Here is a 20,513-nt window from a genome sequence, read left to right as displayed (position 1 = left end):
GGAGAGAGTGTGATGCAGGCTCACCCCTTGAAACTGCCAGGCCCGGCCGAGGGATTGCTCGACCGGGGGGAAAGCCTCGACCCTCCAGACTGGGGCTCCCTTGCGGCACTGGCACACCGGATCGTGGACGATGCGGTAGAGCACGTCGCCCGGGTGCGCGAGCGGCCAGTGTGGCGGCCCATGCCCGAGAAAGTGGAAGCCACGTTCCGGGCTCCGCCTCCCGACGGGCCACTGCCGGTGGAGGACGTGTACAGGCTGGTGCGGGACAATGTGCTTTCCTATCCGATGGGCAATACCCATCCCCGGTTCTGGTCCTGGTACATGGGCTCCAGCAACTTCACCGGTGCCCTGGGCGACTTTATTGCCGCGATCCAGGGCTCCAACCTCGGGGGCGGCAGCCATGCCGCCGCCCTCGTCGACCAGCAGGTCGTGGGCTGGCTGCGGGACATGATCGGCTTTCCCGCCACGGCCAGCGGAACGCTGGTCAGCGGCGGTTCGATGGCGAACCTCATCGGCCTGACGGTCGCCCGCAACGCCATGGCCGGGATCGACCTGCGTGAAGAGGGCCTTGCCGCGCTGGACCGGCCCTTGCGCTTCTACGCGTCCGACCAGGTCCATTCCTGCCATCGCAAGGCTGTCGAGACGCTGGGCCTCGGCAACAAGGCGCTGCGCAGGATTGCGACCGACACCCGCTACCGGATCGACATCGCGGCCCTTCGCACGGCCGTTGCCGAGGACCGGGAGCGTGGCTGGAAGCCCGCTTGCATCATCGGCACGGCCGGTACGGTCAATTCGGGAGCGGTGGACGATCTGGCGGCACTTGCCGAGATCGCCGCCGAGGAGGGCCTCTGGTTCCATGTGGACGGATGCATCGGCGCCCTGCTGGCGATCGCGCCCGACAATGCCTGGCGCGTAAAGGGCATGGAATGCGCCGATTCCGTCGCCCTCGACCCGCACAAGTGGCTGCACGCTCCATTCGAGGTCGGTTGCGCGCTCGTCAGGGACCACATGAAACACCGGCAGACCTTCGCGGTATCGCCCGAATATCTCCAGGGCATGTCGCGCGGCATCGCTTCCGGCCAATGGCTCTACGAGTTCGGCCTGCAGACCAGTCGCGGTTTCGGAGCGCTGAAGGTCTGGATGGCCCTGATGGAACACGGCGTTGCGAAATTCGGCCGATTGATCGACCGGAACGTCGCCCAGGCCGCCTTCCTCGCGGATCTCGTCCGATCGCATCCGCCCCTGGAACTGGTCACCGAACCGGAGATCAACATCGTCTGCTTCCGCTACGCAGCCGAGGGCCAGGACGAGGAAAAACTGAAGCAGATCAATGTCGAGATCATGCTGCGCCTGCAGGAAACCGGCGTGGCGGCGCTGTCCGACACGACGATAGGCGGGCGGCATTGCCTGCGCGCAGCGATCTGCAACCACCGCACGCGGCTGGATGACCTCACCTTGCTCGTCTCGGAAGTGCTGCGGATTGGAAGGGAGATATCAGCATGACTTCACCGGCTAAGCGCAGTGGAACGGCCATGCTCTTCGCACTGCTCACTCGATCGGGATCAGGTCCGAAACGACACGGTCGCTTTCATGGCTGCTGGCGGCAAGCCCCTGCTTGACGCCCCTGCGATCGGCCTCGGGCCGGTTCTGGCTCATCTTGCGCTTCCCCTCCAGGGACACGATCGGCATGCGCACACCGACGATGCCGCGCAGTTGAGCGGTGACATAAGCTTGCGGCGCGTCGGTTACCGCCCAGGGCGCCTGGCGGGTGCCCTCATGAAGATTGGTGAGGCGGGTTACGACGTCGAGCAGCCGTTCGGCATCACTGAAGAATTCGACTGGTCCGCTTGCTTGCACGGCCATGTAATTCCAGGTGGGGACCACCTTTCCATGTTCAGCCTTGGATGCGTACCAGGAAGGCGAGACATAGGCGTCCGGGCCCATGAAAACCGCCAGCCCATGACCGATGACATCAGCCTGCCACTGCGGGTTCGGCCGCGCGAGATGCGCGTAGAGGACGCCGCTTTCTCCCTCATTCGCATCGAGAAGCATCGGCAGCGGAGTGGCCATCGGGCCCTCTGGCGTTGCGGTGATGAAGCTTGCGAGCGGACATTGCCGGATCATTCCGTAAAGTTCGGCCGCGTCGGTCACAGCGAAGGCAGGCGGGGTATACATTTGCGCTCCTTGATTTGAACGCATCATTCCAGTCAACCGCCACAAAAGATGCAGCCAGTTTCGGAGGGTTTCGTTGGGCCACTTCGAGCGGCGCATCTGCCTGTCTTGGCGCTACATGGCGCGAAGCTCCCGTCCAGCCGGCCGAGGCAGAGTGTTGGCGGCGGCTGGCCTTGAGCCGGTCCTGGCCTATTTTTCCGGGTCAACCATGGACGCGACCGGAGGCAAGTCATGAACGGGAAGCAAATGGCAATCCTGGCTGCCCTTGCAGCAACAACGATGGTCCTGCCGGTGGTGCCCGCCGAGGCGGCCCGGGCAGTCGTTACACGCAGTGTCGATGTCCGCTCCGGACCCGGCCCCAAGTACCGTGTCGTCGGGCGTCTGCGCAGCGGGGAGAGAGTGAACGTTACCCGATGTGCCTCCTCGCGCCGCTGGTGTCATGTCGAGTCCCGGCGCACCCGCGATGGCTGGGTCAATTCGCGGTTCCTGGACCGTGTGCGTGGCGCCCCTAGGCGCTCCGGTGGCATTTGCTTCTTCGGCGCGCATGGGCAAATCTGCCTCGGCCGATAGCACCGCCGGGCGTTCGGAACTTCATCTGTCGCATCCGCGCTTCGGCGAGCGGCTGCCGGCCGTCTCAAAGCTGCAAGATCGCTCTGCCGGCAATATCGGGCGCTGGCCACCTTTCCGCGCCGGGCGGCTCCCCTAGTTTTAACTGAACATCACCGCGAGCCCGTTGGCCGCCTACGTTGGATCAAACTCCAACCAATCCAAGCTTCACATGGCGGAGGAGACCCGAGGATGGATCCTATTCACGCCCAAACCGGTGTAGCTCAGCCGAGCGCGAAAAGAGGCCGCCGGGCAGGCGCGGGCACTGGGGCTCCAAACCTGGCGATGGAAGGCGAGCCGAGCGCCAGGTCCATCGAACTGCTTTGCATCAACACCATCCGCACATTGTCGATGGATGCCGTGCAGCAGGCCAATTCCGGTCATCCCGGCACGCCGATGGCCCTGGCGCCGCTGGTCTACACGATCTGGCAGCACTTCCTGCGCTTCGATCCGCAAGACCCGATCTGGCCGAACCGCGACCGCTTCGTGCTCTCCAACGGGCATGCCTCGATGCTGCTCTATTCGATGCTGTTCCTGACCGGCGTGAAGGCCGTGGATGCGGAATATGAAGAGCTCGGCCGGCCCTCGGTTTCGCTCGAGGACATCGAGCGGTTTCGCGAGATCGGCAGCAAGTGTCCCGGACATCCCGAATATCACCTGACCACGGGCGTCGAGACCACGACGGGCCCGCTGGGGCAGGGCTGCGCCAACAGCGTGGGCATGGCGATCGCGGGGGACTGGCTGGCAAAGCATTTCAACCGGCCCGACTTCACCATGTTCGACTACGACGTCTACACGGTCTGCGGCGACGGCGACATGATGGAAGGCGTCTCCAGCGAGGCCGCCTCGCTGGCGGGGCACCTGATGCTGGGAAACCTGTGCTGGATCTATGACAGCAACCGGGTGACGATCGAGGGCCACACCGACCTCGCCTTCACCGAAGACGTGGCGGCGCGCTTCCTCGCCTATGGCTGGAACGTGCGCCGGGTGGGAGACGCCAACGACACGGAGCGCATCGCCCAGGCGCTCGAGGCGTTCCGGCACACCAAGGACGTGCCTACGCTGATCATCCTGGAAAGCCATATCGGCTACGGCGCCCCGCACAAGCAGGACACCGCCGCCGCCCATGGCGAGCCGCTCGGCGTGGAAGAGATGCGTCTCGCCAAGCGAACCTATGGCTGGCCGGAGGACGCCCATTTCCTGGTGCCAGACGGCGTGCGCGAGCATTTCCGCGCCGGCATCGGCAGGCGGGGCAAGGAGCTCCGCAAGGCGTGGCAGGAGAGGTTCAAGGCGTATCGCGAACACTATCCGCAGCTGGCCGACGAGCTCGACCGGATGCAGAAGCGCAAGCTTCCCGAGGGGTGGGACGCCGACCTCCCCGTCTTTCCGGCCGATGCCAAGGGTCTCGCCACCCGCGACTCTTCGGGCAAGGCGCTCAACGCCATCGCGCCGCGCTATCCCTGGCTGATCGGCGGCTCGGCCGACCTCGCGCCATCCACCAAGACGCTTCTCAAATTCGAACAGGCGGGAGACTTCGAGGCGCACGAATATGGCGGCCGCAACTTCCACTTCGGCATTCGCGAGCATGTCATGGGCGCGGTGCTCAACGGGCTGGCGCAGTGCAAGCTGCGTCCCTACGGATCCACCTTCCTCATCTTTTCCGACTACATGAAGCCGCCGATCCGGCTGAGCGCGCTCATGCAGCTGCCGGTGATCTTCATTTTCACGCATGACTCGATCGGCGTCGGCCAGGATGGCCCGACGCATCAGCCGATCGAGCAACTCGTCGCCTTGCGCAGCATTCCCGGCCTGATCACGCTGCGGCCGGCCGACGCCAACGAGGTCGTCGAGGCCTGGCGCGTCATTATCGCGCAGAAGCATCAGCCCGCCAGCCTCGTGCTGACCCGTCAGGCGGTGCCGACTTTCGACCGTACCCGCTACGCCTCGGCCAAGGGCGTCGCGCGCGGCGCCTATGTCATGGCAGACGCCGGGAAGGGCAAGCCGGACGTGATCCTCATGGGCACGGGCAGCGAGGTCGCGCTCTGCATCCAGGCCTACGAAAAGCTGAGGCAGGAGGGCGTTGCGGCGCGCGTCGTCAGCATGCCGTCATGGGAACTCTTCGAGCAGCAGGATCAGGCCTACCGCGACAGCGTGCTGCCGCCCGACGTCAAGGCGCGCGTGTCGGTGGAGGCGGGCTCCAAGATCGGCTGGGACCGCTATGTCGGCGAAACAGGGACCAAGATCGGCATGCACACATTCGGGTCTTCGGCGCCGCTAAAGGACTTGCTCAAGAAGTTCGGCTTCACGCCCGACGAGGTGCTTGCCGCCGCCAGGGAGCAGATGGAGGGCCGAGGAGACAGAGACCATGAATAACCCGCTCATCCAACTCGAAGCTTGCGGCCAGTCGCCATGGCTGGACTACATGAAACGCAGCCTGATCGACAAAGGCAAGCTGGCAGCGCTCATCCGGAAGGACGGGCTGAAGGGCGTCACCTCCAATCCCACCATCTTCGAGAAGGCGATCGGCGAAACCGACGAATATGCCGACTCGCTCAAGCGGTTCCTGGCCAATTCCGACCACAGCGTTTCCGCCATCTACGAGCATCTGGCGGTGGCCGACATACGCGCCGGCGCGGATGTGCTGCGCCCGGTCTACGACCAGACGCGGGGCCGGGACGGCTATATCAGTCTGGAGTGCTCGCCCTACCTTGCCAATGACACCGAGGCGACCATCGAGGAAGCCATGCGGCTGTGGGCGGCGGTGAACCGCCCCAACCTGATGATCAAGGTGCCGGCGACCCCGGCGGGCATTCCGGCCATCCGGACCCTGACCGGCAGGGGCCTGAACATCAACATCACCCTGCTGTTTTCGGTGAAGGTCTATGAGCAGGTGGCCGAGGCCTATATTTCGGGGCTCGAGGACCTGCAGCGCGCCGGTGGCGATATTTCCAGGATAGGTTCGGTCGCCAGCTTCTTCGTCAGCCGCATCGACACCGCGGTGGACAAGCGGCTGGACGGGCTGGCGGACAAGGAAGCGGCTCAGCGCCTGCACGGCAAGGTGGCAATCGCCAACGCCAAGCTCGCCTATTCCCTCTACAAGTCGATTTTTGCCGAAGAGCGCTGGCGCCGCCTGGCTTCGGCCGGGGCCATGACGCAACGCCTGCTCTGGGCGTCGACCAGCACCAAGAACCCGGCCTATCCGGACACCATGTATGTCGAAGCGCTCGTGGGCCGCGATACGGTGGACACCATCCCGCCCGCGACCATGACCGCCTTCCGCGACCACGGCAAGGTGACGCCCGACGCCATCGAGCAGGACGTTGCCGGCGCCCGCGCAATGCTCGCCAGGCTGGAGGCGCTCGGCATTTCGCTGGACGAGGTCACGTCGGAACTGGTCAAGGACGGCGTCCAGCAGTTCGCCGATTCCTTCGACAAGCTGTTTGGCACCATCGCACGCCGTCGTCGCATGCTTCTGGAGGGCGACACGCCAAGCCTGGAGATCACGGCGGGTTCGGCAGAGATGACTGCCGCCTTGCGGGAGGAGACCGAAAAGTGGCGCAAGTCCGGGCGCATGCGCAAGCTCTGGGCCGGCGACAAGTCGCTGTGGGACAATACCGACGAGGACCGATGGGTCGGCTGGCTGCATGTCGCCGAGCGCGAACTGGCAGGCATCAAGCGGCTGCAGGATTTCGCGGACGGGGTGAAGCGGCGCGGGTTCAGCGACGTCGTTCTGCTGGGCATGGGCGGCTCGAGCCTTGGGCCGGAGGTTCTTGCCCAGACATTCGGGCCGCAGCCCGGCTGGCCGCGCTTCCACATGCTCGACAGCACCGACCCCGCGCAGATCAAGGCGGTGGAGCGCGCGATCGATCTCGGGAAAACGCTGTTCATCGTCTCGTCCAAGTCCGGCAGCACGCTGGAGCCCAACATCTTCCTCGATTATTTCCTCGACCGCGTCGCGGCGCTTCGCGGCATGGACAGGGCGGGCGAGCACTTCGTCGCCGTGACCGACCCGCGTTCGCCTCTGGAACGTCGCGCCAGGCGCATGAATTTCGCCCACATCTTCCACGGCGTGACCTCCATCGGCGGGCGCTATTCGGTGCTGTCGAAGTTCGGGCTGGTGCCGGCAGCCGCGATGGGTCTCGACATCAGGCGCCTGCTCGAGACGGCGTTGCACATGGAGCGGGCTTGCGGTGCCGACGTGCCGCCGGCGGAGAACCCAGGCGCACGGCTGGGCATCGCCATGGGCGTCGCCGCCACCCGCTTCGGGCGCGACAAGGTGACCATCATCGCGTCACCTCAGATCGACGGTCTCGGCGCCTGGCTGGAGCAGCTTCTGGCGGAGAGCACCGGCAAGCACGACCGTGGGCTGATCCCGGTGGCCGACGAGCCCCTGGCCGAGCCGCGGCGTTATGGGCGCGATCGCTTCTTCGTGCATATCGAACTGGAGGCGCAGGCCGATCCGGCCCAGCGCGAGATGATGAGGGCGCTGGAGCGGGCGGGCCATCCCGTCGTGCGCATCAGGCTGAAGGATCGCTGGCATGTCGCCCAGGAGTTCTTCCGCTGGGAGGTCGCGACCGCCGTGGCCGGCGCGATCATCGGCATCGACCCGTTCGACCAGCCGGACGTGGAGTCGAGCAAGAAGAAGACGAGCGAGCTAACCGCGGCCTACGAGAAATCACACCGTCTGCCGGAGCAGGAGCCTGTGTTCCGCCAGAACGGTGTGGCCATCTATGCCGACCCGCGCGACGCCAGGGAAATCGGCACGCACCGGACGCTGTCCGGCTATCTGCGCAGCCACTTCCGGCGGGCGCGCTCGGGCGCGAAGGCCGGCGACTACATCGCGCTGCTGGCCTACATGCAGCGCAACGAAGCACACAAGCAGGCATTGACGGCGATGCGCACGCGCATTCGCGACAGGACCCACGCCGCCACCTGCCTCGGCTTCGGTCCGCGGTTCCAGCATTCCACCGGCCAGGCCTACAAGGGCGGGCCGAATTCCGGCGTGTTCCTGCAGATCACCTGCGACGATCCCGCCGACATCGAGGTGCCCGGCCATGCCTACAGCTTCGGCGTTGTGAAGGCCGCCCAGGCGCGGGGCGACCTCGAGGCGATGGTGGAGCGCGGCCGCCGCGCATTGCGCGTTCACCTGAAAGACGTCGACACCGGGCTGGCGGAACTGAAGCACGCAATGGAGTCGGCGCTCAGATAAGGAGCGAGACGGATGCAGATCGGCGTAGTGGGACTTGGCCGCATGGGCGGCAACATTTCGCGCCGCCTCATGCGGGCGGGGCATCGCTGCGTGGTGTTCGACACCAATGCTCAGCCGCGCGAGGCGCTGGCGAGGGAAGGGGCGACCGCCGCGGGCTCGCTGCCGGAACTGGTGCAGGCACTGAAGGAGAGGCCGCGCGCGGTCTGGCTCATGCTGCCCGCCGGCCAGATCACGGAGGAGACGGTGACCGCGCTGGGCGGTCTGCTGGGGGCCGGCGACATCGTGGTCGACGGCGGCAACTCGTTCTACAAGGACGACATCCGCCGTGCGAAGCAGCTGGCGAGCAAGCATATCCAGTATGTCGACTGCGGCACCTCCGGCGGCATCTGGGGCATCGATCGCGGCTATTGCATGATGATCGGCGGCCCGAAGGAGGCCGTGGATCATCTCGATCCGATCTTCTCGGCGCTGGCCCCGGGCCTGGGCGACATTCCGCGCACCCCCGGGCGCGGCGAGCGCGATAGCCGCGCCGAGCGCGGCTATATCCATGCCGGTCCCTGCGGCGCCGGGCATTTCGTCAAGATGGTGCATAACGGCATCGAATACGGCCTGATGCAGGCCTATGCCGAAGGTTTCGACATATTGCGCGGCAAGGATTCGGCCGACCTGCCGGAGGACGAACGCTACGAGCTGAACGTGGCAGATATCGCCGAGGTCTGGCGGCGCGGCAGCGTGATTTCCTCGTGGCTCCTGGATCTCAGTGCGGCGGCGCTGGCGAAGGATCCTCAACTTGGCAAGTTCTCCGGCTATGTCCAGGATTCCGGCGAGGGCCGCTGGACGCTGGATGCAGCCATCGAGGAAGCGGTGCCGGCCAGCGTGCTCAGCGCCGCGCTGTTTGCCCGCTTCCGCTCGCGGGAGAAGCACACTTTCGGAGAGAAGCTGCTCTCGGCCATGCGATTCGGTTTCGGCGGGCATGTCGAGGGCGCCGAGCCCATCGACCCCGAACCTCGCGCGGCGGAGTAGGGGCGTGGCCAACCACCGGCCGGCGCCGGAAAGCGCGCCCGCATTTGCGGTCGAAGCCGGGCCGCGCCGCTCGCCGAAACCCGCAGACCCATGCGCCATGGTGATCTTCGGGGCCAGCGGCGACCTCACCAAGCGCCTGATGGTGCCGGCGCTGTACAATCTCTCCCGCACCGGCCTGCTGCCGCAGCACTTCGCGCTGATCGGCGTGGACAGGGCGCAGGGAACCGCTGAAAGCTGGCGTGCGCATCTGCTCGACATGCTCAAGAGCTTCGTCGGCAATGCCGATGCCGGGTTCGAGATAGACCGGATCGACGAGGAAGCCTGGACCCGGCTTGCCGACAGGATGTCCTATGTCCAGGGCGACCTGACCACGGCCGATGTGTACCAGAAGGTCCGCGCCTCGCTTGATGAGGCCGAAAGCTCCCAGGGCACGCAGGGCAACGCGATGTTCTATCTCGCCGTCGCCAGCCAGCTGTTCGGGACCGTGGTCGATCGGCTGGGCGAGGCAGGGCTCACCGACGAGGAAGTTGGCGAGGGAAAGCGTTCCCATTGGCGCCGCGTGGTTATCGAAAAGCCGTTCGGCCATGACCTGGAGTCCGCACGCGAACTCAACGCCCGCATCCTGCGCACCCTGACGGAGGACCAGATCTACCGGATCGACCATTTCCTGGGCAAGGATACGGTGCAGAGCATCATGGCGTTCCGCTTCGCCAATGGGCTGTTCGAGCCGATCTGGAACCGCGACCGGATCGATCATGTGCAGATCACCGTTGCCGAGACGGTGGGCGTGGAGCGGCGGGGCAAATTCTACGAGCAGACCGGAGCGCTGCGCGACATGGTGCCGAACCATGTCTTCGCGCTGCTTTCGATGGTGGCAATGGAACCGCCGACCGGCTTCGGCGCCGCGTCGGTCCGCGACAAGAAGGCGGAGGTCTTTGCCGCCATGCCGGCCGCCAGTCCGGAATGGGCGGTGCGTGGCCAGTATCGCGCCGGGACGGTGCTGAGCAAGCCGGTGAGGGCCTATCGCGACGAGCCGGACGTGGCGCCGGGCTCCAACGTCGAAACCTATGTCGCCATGCGGCTCGAGATCGACAACTGGCGCTGGGCCGGCGTGCCTTTCTATCTGCGGACGGGCAAGCACATGCCGCAGCGGATCACCGAAATCGCGCTGCGCTTCAAGCAGGCGCCCTCGGCGGTGTTCCAGGACACGCCGATCACCTCGCTGCGCCCCAACTGGCTGGTGCTGAGCATCGCGCCAGAGGAGGGGATTTCGCTGCAGTTCGAAGTGAAGTGCCCCGGTCCGGTGGTGGATCTCGCCGCCGTGAAGATGGACTTCCGCTACAACGACTGGTTCCCGAAGGAGCCGAATGTCGGATACGAGACGCTGATCTATGACGTCATGATCGGCGACCAGACCTTGTTCGTGCGGGCCGACACGGTGGAGCAGACATGGCGCATCGTGCAGCCGGTGCTCGACGCCTGGGCGGCGCAGAAGCCCGATTTCCCGAACTACGATTCCGGCGATGAGGGGCCGAAGGCAGCTGACGAATTGCTGAGGCGTGACGGGAACTGCGTCTGGCGGCCGGTGAAGTCATCACCTGCCCGCAAGGCGTGAAGGATGAGCGGGGCTGCCCGTTGTCGCGGGCCCTTTTGGAAACGCCCGGCAGGCACTGGCACTGCCGGGCGTCGTAGTTCTGCAACCGGGCCAAAACCCGGCGGCCGCTTACCAGGACGGGATCAGCGCGCCCTTGAACTCTTCGTTGATGAAGGCCTTGATGGTGTCGTCGTTATAGGATTCGACAAGCGTCTTGGCCCACGGCGCATCCTTGTCGGCGCTGCGCACGACGATCACGTTGGCGTAGGGCGATTCCTGGCCTTCGATGGCGATGGCGTCGGTCTTCGGATGCAGGCCGGCTTCCAGCGCGTAGTTGGTGTTGATGACCGCCGCATCGACGTCGTCGAGCGAGCGGGGAAGCTGGGCGGCGTCGAGTTCGGAGAACTGGATGTTCTTCGGGTTCTCGGTGACGTCGGCGGGACCCGCCTTCAGACCGGCTTCCGGATTGACCTTGATGAGGCCTTCCTTGGCCAGCACCAGAAGCGCGCGGCCGCCATTGGTCGGGTCGTTCGGGATGGCGACGGTGGCGCCTTCGGCGAGTTCGCCGAGGTTCTTCACCTTCTTCGAATAGACGCCCATCGGCGTGGTGATGGTCTTGCCGATGCTGACGAGATCGAAACCGCGATCGGCGATCTGGTTGTCGAGATAGGGCTGGTGCTGGAAGGAGTTGGCGTTGAGGTCGCCGTCGGCGAGCGCCTGGTTGGGCACCACATAGTCGGAGAATTCCATGATCTCGATGTTGAGGCCCTTGGTGGCGGCGATCTCCTTGACCTTTTCCATGATCTGCGCGTGCTCGCCCGGCGTGACGCCGACCTTGATGTCTTCGGCCAGCGCCGGAACGCTGATGAGGGCGGCGAGTGCCACTGAGGCGAGGAACTTCATCATGTGTATCTCCTTGATGTTACACGACTTGGGAGGGAGGGTTTGAAATCAGCTCTTGCGGTTGCGCTTGTCGAAGCGGCGGGCAAGCGCATCGCCCGCGCTCTGGACCAACTGCACGAGAACGATCAGCACGATCACCACGGCCAGCATCACTTCCGGCATGAAGCGCTGATAGCCATAGCGGATGCCCAGATCGCCGAGACCGCCGCCGCCGACCGCGCCGACCATGGCCGAATAGCCGATCAGGCTGACGATGGTCATGGTGAAGGCAAGCAGGATGGCCGGCCGGGCCTCGGCCAGCAGCACCTTGAACACGATCTGCATCGGCGTCGCGCCCATGGCGCGGGCAGCCTCGATCAGCCCCTTGTCGATCTCGCGGATCGCCGCTTCAACCAGGCGGGCAAAGAAGGGAATGGTGGCGATGGTCAGCGGCACGATGGCCGCCGTGGTGCCGATCGAAGTGCCGGTCAGAAGCCGGGTGAACGGGATGATTGCCACGACCAGGATGATGAACGGCGTTGACCGCGCGGCGTTGACGACAAGCCCGATCACGTAATTGAGCTTTGGTGCCGGGAAAAGCTCGTCCTTGCCGCTGGTGGCCAGGAAGATGCCGATCGGCAGGCCGATCAGCGCCCCGACCAGGCCGGACACGGCCACCATGTGCAGCGTCTGCAGCAGCGACTTCCACAGCAGGCCGAAAAGCATTTCAGGCGACATAGCCGAGCACCTCCGTGGACAGGCCGGTTGCGGCATAGAAGCGGTTGGCGCGGTCGAGAATCTCGGGCGCAGCCGGATAGGCGACGACGAGGGTGCCGAAAGGCTCGCCGGCGATCTCCTCGATGGACCCGGCGAGAATGTTGACCTCGCCGCCGATCTCGGTGACCAGCCGCGCCGTGAGCGGCTGGAAGGCCGTCGCGCCGAAGAAGGTGAGCCGCACGAGGATGCGGTCGCCGGCGGAAGGCTCGGCCCTCAGGCCGGAGCGCAGCCATTCCGGCAGGCTGGTGCCCAGCGTGGACGACAGCAGGATCTTCGTCGTCTCGTGTTGCGGGGCGGTGAAGACGTCGAATGTGCGCCCCTGCTCGACGATGCGGCCGCGGTCGATGACCGCGACATGCGAGGCGATGGCCTTCACCACTTCCATCTCATGCGTGATCAGCAGGACCGTCAGGCCGAGTTCGGCATTGATCTGCTTCAGCAGCGCCAGGATCGACTGCGTCGTTTCCGGGTCGAGCGCCGAGGTGGCCTCGTCGGAGAGCAGCAGCTTCGGCGACGTGGCGAGCGCCCGGGCGATGCCGACGCGCTGCTTCTGCCCGCCCGACAGTTCGGACGGATATCGCGCCGCCTTGTCGCCGAGGCCGACGAGATCGAGAAGCGGCTCGACCTTCTTCCTGATCGCGGTGCGATCAAGACCGGCAATCTCCAGCGGCAGCGCGACATTGTCGAATGCGGTGCGCGAGGACAGCAGGTTGAAATGCTGGAAGATCATCCCGACCTGCCGCCGCAGGCCGCGAAGCCCCGCCTCGGTCAGCCCGCCGACCTCGGTGCCGTCGACGACGACCCGGCCCGAGCTTGCCTTTTCGAGCCCGTTGACGAGCCGGACGAGGGTGGACTTGCCGGCGCCGGAGCGGCCGATGATGCCGGTGATCTCGCCGCGGCCGACGGCCATGTCGACGCCATCAAGCGCGGTGAAGGATTTCGCGTCATTGCCGAAGCGTTTGGTCACGCGCTCGAACGTGACCATGGGGGAGGCTTCCGCGGGCTCGTGCCGGACGGCATCGGCCGCGACAGTGGGGAGTATCATTTTCAGCTCAAGGGTTCAGTCAGGTCACCATGGCGAATAGCATCGCCGCCGCGTCATGCGAAGACGCTGCACATTCGTTGAGCCGTGACTTTCCGTAGCATGCTGTCGCCCTTGGTCTGGTCGGGGTGGTTCCTATGGGATGCACCATTGCCCCGCCGCGCCGGGATTTGACAGGAATGAAATTTCCAAAACCGACAAATTGGGGAAATGTTTTCTCGGAGGCCTCGAAATCGGGCGGGTTGCGATGCCGCAGCGGTCCGACGTGGGCAACAGCCCACGGGGACCGCGAAATCGCTGACGTGCGATTATTCCCTGCCGGCCGACACCGCCTCGAACGTCTCCTCCAGGATCGCGACCAGATGGTCGGCATTGGCGCGCGTGAAGATCATGGGCGGGCGCATCTTCAGCACGTTGTCATGCGGCCCTTCGGTGCCGATCAGCGCGCCGCGCCGACGCACGCCATCGCAGATCTTCTTGGCCAGCGCGGTCGCAGGAACCTTGCTGCGCCGGTCCTCCACCAGTTCGATGCCGAGGAACAGGCCCATGCCGCGCACGTCGCCGATGGCCTCATGGCGTGCCTGCATGTCGCGGAAGCGTTCGAGCAGATAGGCGCCGATCTCCGCCGCGTTGCGGCGCAGGTCGCCCTGCTCGATGACGTCGAGCACCGCCAGGCCGGCGGCGCAGGACACCGGATTGCCGCCGAAGGTGTTGAAATATTCCATGCCGTTGTTGAACGACGCCGCCACCTCGCGCGTCGTCACCAGTGCTGCCATCGGATGGCCATTGCCGATCGGCTTGCCCATGGTGACGATGTCGGGCACCACGCCTTGCGTCTCGAACGCCCACCAGTGGCTGCCGACGCGGCCGAAGCCGACCTGCACCTCGTCGGCCACGCACAGGCCGCCGGCCGCGCGCACCATGGCGTAGACTTCCTTCAGATAGCCCTGCGGCAGGAAGACCTGGCCGGCCACGCTGGGGATGGATTCGGCAAGGAACAGCGCCGGCGCGCGGCCCTGGCCGCGCATCGCCTCGATCTGCTCGGCCACGCTCGCGGCAAAGCGCCTGGCGTGCTCCTCGACCGGCCAGTCGGCCGGGGCGCGGTAGCTGTCGGGAATGGCCGCCTCGAACACATGCGGCATGCGGCCATTGCCGCCCTTGCGCTTGTACTTGTAGGGGCTGAGATCGATCAGCTCCTGGGTGGTGCCGTGATAGGCCCAGTCGAGCACGATCGCTTCTTCGCGGCCGGTGTGGTTGCGCGCCATGCGCAGCATCAGGCTGTTGGCCTCGCTGCCGGAACAGGCGAAGGAAGCGACGCACAATTCCGGCGGCAAGGTCGCCGTCAGCCGCTCGGCATAGGCGACGATGTTATCGTGCAGATAGCGCGTGTTGGTGTTTAGCCTGGCGGCTTGCGTGGCGATCGCCTCGACCACATGCGGATGCGCATGGCCGACATGGCAGACATTGTTGAAGCAGTCGAGATAGGCGCGGCCGCGGTCGTCTATCAGCCAGGCGCCGTCGCCGCGCACGAACTTGATCGGCTCGGAATAGGAGATGGAGAGGTTGGGCAGCAGGCTGGCCTTGCGCGCAGCCACGATTTCCGGGCGGCTGCGGCCCGTCTGCGCGAATGTCTCGGGCGGCAGGCCGGCGAGTGTTGCGGCATCGGGGAACAGGCTGCGCCAGACGTCGAGATAGCGCGCCTCGCCCACACCCAGTATGTCGCGTGCGGCAAGCTCCGGATCGGCCGAAATCTGCAGGTGCAGGTGCGGCGCCCAGCCGCCGTTTTCGGCATGGTTGCCCATTTCGCCCACCAGCGCGCCCGCCTCCAGCCTGTCGCCGGGCTTCAGCCTTGCCGCCGCTTCATGGGCAAGATGCCCCCACAGGGTGACGAAGGGCGGGCAGCCTTCAGGCTCGTGCAGCAAGGCCACCAGCCCGCCATAGCCGAGCGGGTCCTCTTCGATCTCGACGCTTTTGACCACAGCGGCCAGCGGCGTGTGGAGCTTCGTGCCGGCCGGCATGAACAGGTCGAGACCGAGATGGTGGATGCGCCGCTCGCCCTCCACGAAGCGCGAACGGAACATGTCGCCCGAATAGACGGTGCGCGCCTCGCCCCAGGGGCCGATGCCCAGCGTTATGCCATGTTCGGCCGCATGGGCGTCCCACCACGCCGAGGCCGCTTGCGGCTCGGCCGCGGCGGAGGCCACCGTCATGGGATGATCCGCCTCGCCATAGGGCACCAGCGCCTTGGCCAGCGTGGCCGGGTGCGGGCGGACTATCGGCGCGAAATTCCTGGCATTGCGGTCGATCCAATCGATGATCGCGCCTGCGCCGACTGCTGCGTCGAAGCCGCAGGCCTGGCGCAGGATTGCGGTCGCGAAGCGCGGATTCATCGCGTCCAGCCGCCGAAGCAGCCGCCAGGCCGGCGCCTCGCTGATCGCCAGGTAGGGATTGTCGGCAGTCCGCTCCCGGCGCTGCGCCGAAAGCGTGACGCTGATCGCCAGCCGCGCGGCGATCAGGTCGAACAGCAGGTCGACCTCCTCCTCGCGCAGCGGATATTCGGCATGGAAGCCGGCTGCGATGCTTGCCGCAGCGCCAATCGGGTCGTCCTGGTCGAGCATCGCATAGGCGCAGGCCACGGCGACCTCGGCGATGACGACCGTGTGCAGCGCGTCGCCGAAATCGATCACGCCCGCCACCTCGCCGGGCTGCTGCGGATCCACCAGCACGTTCCAGTCGTTGGCGTCGTTGTGGATCACCTGCGCGCGCAGCGCCGGCAAGCGTGGCGCCACGGTCGCGTCGAACCGGTCGAGGAAGCGCGCCAGCAGCGCCCGATCGGCGGCATCGGCGACATGATGCAGCCGCGCGCGGGATTGGTCGGCGCGGCGCACGTCCCAGTCGAGCACCCGCAGGGCGCCGGGATGGATGAAGCCCTGCAGGGCGCGGTCCATGCGGCCGAGCATGCGGCCAAGCGAATGAAGCACCTCGGACGTGCGCTCGCTTTCGGCCAGGGGGCTGCCGGGAAGCCACGAGACCATGCGCAGCGCGTGGCGGGTACCTGCCGCCGTGGTGACGGTGGCAAGTGCTGCACCCGAAGCGGCCTTGCGCAGGCGCGGCAGGGCAAGCTGCGGCGCGACCGCTCCGAGATGCTCGAGCAATGCGGCCTGGAACTCGCTCTCGACGGCGGGCTCGCTGGCGTTGATGATCTTGAGCGTCCACTCCCCCGCATCTGAGACGAGCCGGAAATTCTGGTCGCGTTCGCTGTCGAGGCGGCTCAGCTCGCCCGCGAGGCCAAAGTGCTCGCTGGCCAGCCGGCCGGCCTGTTCGCGCGAAAATTCGGGTGCCGGATGGTCGAGATCGGTCATGGAAGCCTGAATCAAAGTGAGGATGTCGGATAGTTTGGCACGGGCGTGCAAATCAGTCAGGTAAAACCCTTCAGGCCACGGGCGCCAGCCGCACGCAATGGTCGCCGGCCATCGTCATGAGTCGCGAGGGCTGCGGCGCGCTGTAGACGTCTTGCCTGTCGAATTCCTTCGGATAATAGTCGTAGCCCGAAGGCGGCCGGGGCGCCTGCGCCTCGTCGACCAGGTTCTTGCCGGAAAGCTCGGCGAAGGGGTCGGGAATGGCCCCGAGCAAACGTCGCGTATAGGGATGCATCGGGTTGGCGAAGATGCTCTCCCAGCGCCCAGTCTCGACGATCTGGCCGAAATACATCACCGCCACGCGGTCGCTCATATGCTCGACCACGCTGAGATCGTGGCTGATCATGATGTAGGAAAGCTCCAGCCGCTCCTTCAGCTCCAAGAGCAGGTTGATGATCTGCGCGCGGATCGACACGTCGAGCGCCGAGACCGGCTCGTCGAGAACGACCACCTTGGGATTGAGTATGAGCGCCCGAGCAATTCCGATACGCTGGCGCTGGCCGCCGGAAAACTCGTGCGGAAAGCGCTTGGCCTGATCCGGCTTCAGGCCGACCAGCCGCATCATCTCCTCCACGCGGCCCTCGACCTCGCTTCCACCCATGCCGTGCAGCCGGAGCGGCGCGGCAAGCGAGGTGAAAACCGTCTGGCGCGGATTGAGCGAGGCATAGGGATCCTGGAAAACGATCTGCGCCATGCGCGCACGCTCGATGCGGGAGGGCTGCACCTTGCCGGTGATCGGGCTGCTCTCGAAATGGATGCTTCCCGACGTCGGCGCCTGCAGGCCGACGATGGACAGCGCCAGCGTGGACTTGCCGCAGCCGGATTCCCCCACCACAGACAGGCACTCGCCCTTGTTCAGCGTCAGGCTGACATTGTTGACCGCTCGAACAAGCCTGCCAGAGCGGCTGAAGACGCCGCCCTGTACCGGGAAATGGACGCTGAGGTCCTCGACCCGCAGCAGCGGTTCTGGCGCGCTATTCATGATGGAAGCACCTGACGAAACCGTTGTTCCCGAGATCGACCTGGGCCGGCTGGGTGCTGGCGCAGATCGCGGTGGCCCGCTCGCAGCGCGGTTCGAAGCGGCAGCCCTTTGGGAAATCAGCGATGGAGGGCACGACGCCCTCGATCTCCTGCAGGCGCTTGCGGCCATGGGCGCCGCGCGAGCCGAGCCGCGGCAAGGAGCCGAGCAGGCCCCTCGTATAGGGATGCGCCGGCGTGCGGAACAGATCCGCCACCGCCCGCTCCTCGGCCATGTGGCCGGCATACATGACGCCCACGCGCCTGCACATCTTCGCAATGACGCCGAGATCGTGGCTGATCATCAGCACGGCGGTGCCGCGCGCATCGCAAAGCTCCTGCATCAGTTTCAAGATTTCGGCCTGCACCGTCACGTCGAGTGCGGTGGTCGGCTCGTCGGCGATCAGCAGATCGGGATCGCAGGCGAGCGCAATGGCGATCATCACGCGCTGGCGCATGCCGCCCGACATCTGGTGCGGATAGTTCTTCACCCGCTGGTCGGGCGCGGGCACCTGCACGCTCGCCAGCGCCTCGACGGCCTTTTTCTCGGCCTCATGCCAGGTCGCGCCCTGATGCAGCACGAACATTTCCGCTATCTGCCGGCCAACCGGAGAGAGCGGGTTCAGCGCGGTCATCGGCTCCTGGAAGATCATGGCGATGCGGTTGCCCCTGAGCTTGCGCATCTCGCGCGCCGAAAGGCTGCGCAGATCCTGACCCTTGAACCGGATCGAGCCGCCGGTGACGGCCAGCGGCCGCCGCAGCAGGCCGATAACGGCAAGCGCGGTGATGCTCTTGCCGCAGCCGGATTCGCCCACCAGCCCGAAGGTCTCGCCCCGGTCGATCGAGAAGGAGACATCTTCCACCGCATTGTGCCGGCTGTCGCCCGACCCGATGTCGATCCGGAGGTCCTGTACTTCCAGCAATGCCCCGCTCATGCCCGCCTCGTCCTCATCTGCGGGTCCAGCCAGTCGCGCAGGCCGTCGCCTAGAAGATTGAGCCCAAGCACGGTGAGGAAGATTGCGACGCCGGGGAAGACGGCCGCCCATGGCGCGATCACGATCAGCTCGCGCGCATCGGTCAGCATGTTGCCCCAGCTCGGTTGCGGCGGGCGGATGCCGAGGCCGAGATAGGAAAGCGCCGCCTCGGCGAGGATGGCGTCGCCCATGCCCAGCGTGGCGATGACCAGCACAGGTCCGATCAGGTTGGGCAGTATCTGGGTGGCCATGATGCGGGCATCGCCATAGCCAAGCGTCTTGGCCGCCTGCACATAGCCCTGGCTTTTCAGCGACAGCGTCGAGCTCCTTGCAATGCGACAGGTCCATGACCAGTTGGTAAGGCCGAGCGCGATCAGCAGGCTGACCAGACCGGGGCCGAGGATCGCCATGATCGCCAGCGCGAAGATCAGCGAGGGGATCGACAGCATCAGATTGGTCAGGCCATTGACGAGATCGTCCCACCAGCCGCCGAAATAGCCGGCCGAAATGCCGAATATCAGTCCGATCATGGTGTTGATGAGCTGCGAGCCGATGCCGACGGTGAGCGACACCTGCGCGCCGTAGAGAATGCGGGTGAAGACGTCGCGCCCTTGCGCATCGGTGCCGAACCAGAACTGCGCATCGGGCGGCAGTTCCGCATTCATCAGGTCCGCGTCCATGACCGGGTTGTAGCTCGCCAGCCACGGGGCCAGCACCGCCGCGGTGATGATGAGGGCGCACAGCACGCCGCCGATGACGAGATTGAGTCTCAGGCCCATCGCGCTCACCCGTGGCTGATGCGCGGATCGATGACCGCATAGAGGACGTCGACCAGCGTGTTGACGAGAAGGAAGCAGAGCACCAGCACGAGGATGCTGCCCTGCACCACCGGTATGTCGCGCAGGCTCACGCTGTCGATCAGCAGCGAGCCGAGGCCGGGCCACGAGAACAGTTTCTCCACCACCACGGCCTGGCCCATCATCGAGCCGAACTGCAGGCCGAGCGTGGTGATGACCAGCACCAGCGCATTGCGCACCACATGCCATTTCACCAGCCGGAAGCTGTTCATGCCCTTGGAGCGCGCGGTGCGGATGAAGTCGGCGTTCATCACCTCCAGCACGGCCGCCCGCGTGGTGCGCGCCAGCAGCGCCAGCGGCGCCACGCCGAGCGTAAGGGCGGGCAGGATGAGATTGCGCAAACCTCCATCGCCATAGCCGAAGCTGGGCAGCCAGCCGAGCGTCAGCGCAAACAGGTACATGAGCAGAAGGCCAAGCCAGAACTGCGGCAGGGACAGGCCCGAGATCGCCCCCACCATGGTGACGCTGTCGAGGACGGAGCCGGGCCGGAGTGCGGCGATGAAGCCGAGCGGCAGGCCGATGAAGATCGCCACGCACATGGCGGCGAAGGCAAGCTTGAGCGTCGGCCACAGCCGCTCGCCGATCATCGCCGATACCGGCTGGCGCGTGCGGAAGGAGGTGCCGAGATCGAACTTGGCGAGGCTCCACGCATAGTTGCCGAACCGCACATGGACAGGCTGGTCGAGGCCGAATTCCTGATTGATCCGTTCGACCAGCTTGGGGTCGTTTCTGCCGCGCCCGTCTGCGAACATGCTGGAAGCGATGCTTCCGGGCACAATGCTGAAAATCACGAATATCAGCAGCGACACCGCGATAATCGTCGGGATCATCTGCAGCAGGCGGCGCAAGGCGAAACGTAGCACCGGTATTGTTCTCCTCCACCTGCGATGCGGCGGGCGCGAACCCTGGCGGGAATCCGGGCCGTCGCATCGGGGGTTTCA

The 20,513-nt window shown here is 65.8% G+C and carries 14 protein-coding genes; 5 read left to right on the top strand and 9 right to left on the bottom strand.

Features of this window, described 5'->3' with window-relative positions:
- The first annotated feature begins 12 nt into the window (after nucleotides 1-12).
- Nucleotides 13-1,503: a pyridoxal-dependent decarboxylase gene (locus tag ABLE86_RS16615; RefSeq protein WP_348780077.1), complete on the top strand. Its 1,491-nt coding sequence runs from the start codon at nucleotides 13-15 to the stop codon at nucleotides 1,501-1,503.
- A gap of 45 nt (nucleotides 1,504-1,548) precedes the next feature.
- Here the strand turns inward: ABLE86_RS16615 and ABLE86_RS16610 are convergent, their stop codons facing one another.
- Nucleotides 1,549-2,175, bottom strand: coding sequence for an FMN-binding negative transcriptional regulator (locus ABLE86_RS16610; RefSeq protein WP_348780182.1), 627 nt, complete (start codon nucleotides 2,173-2,175; stop codon nucleotides 1,549-1,551).
- Between the two features lie 888 nt (nucleotides 2,176-3,063).
- Between ABLE86_RS16610 and tkt the strand changes: the two genes are divergently transcribed.
- From tkt to zwf, 4 genes are all read left to right on the top strand, one after another.
- A complete protein-coding gene (tkt, locus tag ABLE86_RS16605; RefSeq protein ID WP_348780181.1) occupies nucleotides 3,064-5,151 on the top strand; it encodes a transketolase in 2,088 nt (695 codons plus the stop codon).
- Nucleotides 5,144-7,987 carry a bifunctional transaldolase/phosoglucose isomerase gene (locus ABLE86_RS16600; protein WP_348780076.1) on the top strand — a complete coding sequence of 948 codons (2,844 nt, stop codon included), beginning with the start codon at nucleotides 5,144-5,146 and terminating at the stop codon, nucleotides 7,985-7,987. Before tkt ends, ABLE86_RS16600 begins: the two co-directional genes overlap by 8 nt.
- Nucleotides 7,988-7,999: 12 nt before the next feature.
- Nucleotides 8,000-9,010: a phosphogluconate dehydrogenase (NAD(+)-dependent, decarboxylating) gene (gnd, locus tag ABLE86_RS16595; RefSeq protein ID WP_348780075.1), complete on the top strand. Its 1,011-nt coding sequence runs from the start codon at nucleotides 8,000-8,002 to the stop codon at nucleotides 9,008-9,010.
- A 97-nt stretch (nucleotides 9,011-9,107) separates the two neighbouring features.
- On the top strand, nucleotides 9,108-10,625 hold the full coding sequence (gene zwf / locus ABLE86_RS16590) for a glucose-6-phosphate dehydrogenase (RefSeq protein WP_348780180.1): 1,518 nt from the start codon (nucleotides 9,108-9,110) through the stop codon (nucleotides 10,623-10,625).
- 108 nt (nucleotides 10,626-10,733) lie between these two features.
- On the opposite strand, the gene ABLE86_RS16585 is transcribed toward zwf, so the two are convergent.
- The 8 genes from ABLE86_RS16585 to ABLE86_RS16550 form a co-directional block, all read right to left on the bottom strand.
- Complete coding sequence (locus ABLE86_RS16585; RefSeq protein WP_348780074.1) at nucleotides 10,734-11,510, bottom strand: MetQ/NlpA family ABC transporter substrate-binding protein; 777 nt, start codon at nucleotides 11,508-11,510, stop codon at nucleotides 10,734-10,736.
- 45 nt (nucleotides 11,511-11,555) lie between these two features.
- Complete coding sequence (locus ABLE86_RS16580; protein WP_348780073.1) at nucleotides 11,556-12,224, bottom strand: methionine ABC transporter permease; 669 nt, start codon at nucleotides 12,222-12,224, stop codon at nucleotides 11,556-11,558.
- A complete protein-coding gene (locus tag ABLE86_RS16575; RefSeq protein WP_348780179.1) occupies nucleotides 12,214-13,248 on the bottom strand; it encodes a methionine ABC transporter ATP-binding protein in 1,035 nt (344 codons plus the stop codon). Before ABLE86_RS16575 ends, ABLE86_RS16580 begins: the two co-directional genes overlap by 11 nt.
- Nucleotides 13,249-13,613: 365 nt before the next feature.
- Nucleotides 13,614-16,667 (bottom strand): aminotransferase class III-fold pyridoxal phosphate-dependent enzyme, encoded by a 3,054-nt coding sequence (locus ABLE86_RS16570; RefSeq protein ID WP_348780072.1) that lies wholly within the window; start codon nucleotides 16,665-16,667, stop codon nucleotides 13,614-13,616.
- Between the two features lie 70 nt (nucleotides 16,668-16,737).
- Nucleotides 16,738-17,706 carry an ATP-binding cassette domain-containing protein gene (locus ABLE86_RS16565; RefSeq protein WP_348780071.1) on the bottom strand — a complete coding sequence of 323 codons (969 nt, stop codon included), beginning with the start codon at nucleotides 17,704-17,706 and terminating at the stop codon, nucleotides 16,738-16,740.
- Complete coding sequence (locus ABLE86_RS16560; protein ID WP_348780070.1) at nucleotides 17,699-18,676, bottom strand: ABC transporter ATP-binding protein; 978 nt, start codon at nucleotides 18,674-18,676, stop codon at nucleotides 17,699-17,701. Before ABLE86_RS16560 ends, ABLE86_RS16565 begins: the two co-directional genes overlap by 8 nt.
- A complete protein-coding gene (locus ABLE86_RS16555) occupies nucleotides 18,673-19,494 on the bottom strand; it encodes an ABC transporter permease (protein WP_348780069.1) in 822 nt (273 codons plus the stop codon). Before ABLE86_RS16555 ends, ABLE86_RS16560 begins: the two co-directional genes overlap by 4 nt.
- A 5-nt stretch (nucleotides 19,495-19,499) precedes the next feature.
- Entirely contained in the window at nucleotides 19,500-20,435 is a 936-nt protein-coding gene (locus ABLE86_RS16550) for an ABC transporter permease (protein WP_348780068.1), read from the bottom strand.
- Between the last annotated feature and the right edge of the window lie 78 nt (nucleotides 20,436-20,513).

The sequence above is a fragment of the Mesorhizobium sp. KR2-14 genome, from assembly GCF_040049255.1.
Taxonomy (GTDB): Bacteria; Pseudomonadota; Alphaproteobacteria; order Rhizobiales; family Rhizobiaceae; genus Pseudaminobacter.
The sequence above is the reverse complement of the archived record's forward strand: the minus strand, read 5'-3'. Positions and strand labels throughout refer to the sequence as shown.